Genomic DNA, 1,623 nt, shown 5'->3' on the forward strand with positions numbered 1-1,623 from the left:
TCCCCCGGTCACGTGGTGCGGGAGGCGGACCCGCGCGTCGCGTCTCGTGGACGATCTGCTGCTCATGGCGCGCGTCGACCGCGGGTTGGAGCTCTCGCTCGCTCCCGCCGACCTGCGCGAGATCGTGGACGCGGAGGCCGCGCGGGCACGCCTGGTGCATCCCGGCCTGACCCTGGACACCGAGATCCCGGATGCCGCGGTCCCGGTGTCCGTCGACCGCGACCGGATCGCGCAGGTGCTGTCGAACCTCGTCGAGAACGCCGCGCGCGTCACCGGCGGCCGCGGGCGTGTGGTCCTCGGCATCCATTCACCGGGCGATGACGTGGAGGTGCGCGTCAGCGACGACGGTCCGGGCGTCGCCGCGGAGGATCGGGAGCGCATCTTCGACCGACTCGTGCGGCTCGACCCCGCGCGTGCGGGTTCCGGCGGCGTCGGGCTCGGTCTGCCGATCGCACGCGGGATCGCCCGCGCGCACGGCGGGGACGTGCGATGCCTCCCCGCGGAGAGCGGAGCGGTGTTCGTGCTCCGGCTCCCGCGGTCAGCGGCTCCGATTCAGCGAGCCGGGCGCGCGGCCGTCGGGACTCAGCGAGCCGGGCGCGCGGCCGTCGGTCGGGCCGGCGTCGTCTGAGGCGACGCGACGCCCGACCCGGTCAGCGTGAGGCCGTCGGCACCGCTCGCGTCGTGCATCATCTGGTCGACGAGTTCGCGGTCGATCGAGGGTTCGCGGCCACCGTAGAACTGCAGCACGAGGGCGTTCGAGGCGTGGATCCAGAGGCTCGCCTGACGCACCCCCTCGTTCACCGGCACCTGGAGCATGAAGCCCTCGTTCCGGCGCAGCTTGTTCATGATCACGATGCGCAGATGCGCGAGCAGACGGTCGTCGATGTCGAACGTCGCACGGTCGCGGTAGATGAGGCGTCCCACGGCTGGTCCTTTTCTGGCGCGCCGAAGCGTACCTGTCATGCAAGGGCGGGACCACGCCGGGTAGCGAGGCAATGCGGGGATACCCATTCTGCCATTCCGAAGCGGCTCCCGGCCGCGTTCCCGGCCGCTACGGCGGTTTCCCAGCGACGCCGGATATCGTGCTCGTCACCGCATCGACGACCCACGAGAGAGAATCCCCCGTGAGCCATCCCCGCACCTCCCCCGACCAGGAGGGCCGATCTCCGAGCCCCCTCGTTTCGAGAGGGGGTGAGATCGAATGCTGGCGGCTGTTCTGACGCTGCTCCTCGGCGTCATCGTGACGCTCGCGATCATCGCGGCGTGCGGCTTCTTCGTCGCGCAGGAGTTCGCGTACATGTCCGTCGACCGCGCGAAGCTCGCCGCACGCGCCGAGAAGGGCGACGTGCAGGCGAAGCGCGTCCTCGCGATCACGCAGCGGACGTCCTTCATGCTGTCGGGCGCGCAGCTAGGCATCACCGTCACGGGCCTGCTCATCGGGTACGTGGCCGAGCCGCTCATCGGCGCGTCGATCGGGACACTGCTCGGCGGTGCCGGGATCGACGCCGGTGTCTCGATCGCCATCGGGACCGTCGCGGCCCTGCTGCTCGCCACCGTCGTGACCATGATCTTCGGCGAGCTGTACCCGAAGAACCTCGCGATCGCGAAACCCCAAGCGCTCGC

Annotated in this window: 3 protein-coding genes; 2 read left to right on the forward strand and 1 reads right to left on the reverse strand. The window is 70.7% G+C overall.

Going from position 1 to position 1,623, the window contains the following annotated elements:
• The coding region (locus I5G_RS20585; protein ID WP_022877990.1) for a sensor histidine kinase KdpD at nt 1-628 on the forward strand (628 nt) is incomplete at its 5' end.
• On the opposite strand, the gene I5G_RS20590 is transcribed toward I5G_RS20585, so the two are convergent.
• Nucleotides 583-924 carry a hypothetical protein gene (locus I5G_RS20590; protein ID WP_022877991.1) on the reverse strand — a complete coding sequence of 114 codons (342 nt, stop codon included), beginning with the start codon at nt 922-924 and terminating at the stop codon, nt 583-585. The genes I5G_RS20585 and I5G_RS20590 overlap by 46 nt on opposite strands.
• Before the next feature lie 277 nt (nt 925-1,201).
• Here I5G_RS20590 and I5G_RS04480 point away from each other — a divergent pair.
• Nucleotides 1,202-1,623 (forward strand): CNNM domain-containing protein (locus tag I5G_RS04480; RefSeq protein WP_026095646.1); only part of this gene is annotated, 422 nt, incomplete at its 3' end.

Origin of the sequence: Microbacterium sp. B19 (assembly GCF_000333395.1) — a bacterium.
Taxonomy (GTDB): Bacteria; Actinomycetota; Actinomycetes; order Actinomycetales; family Microbacteriaceae; genus Microbacterium.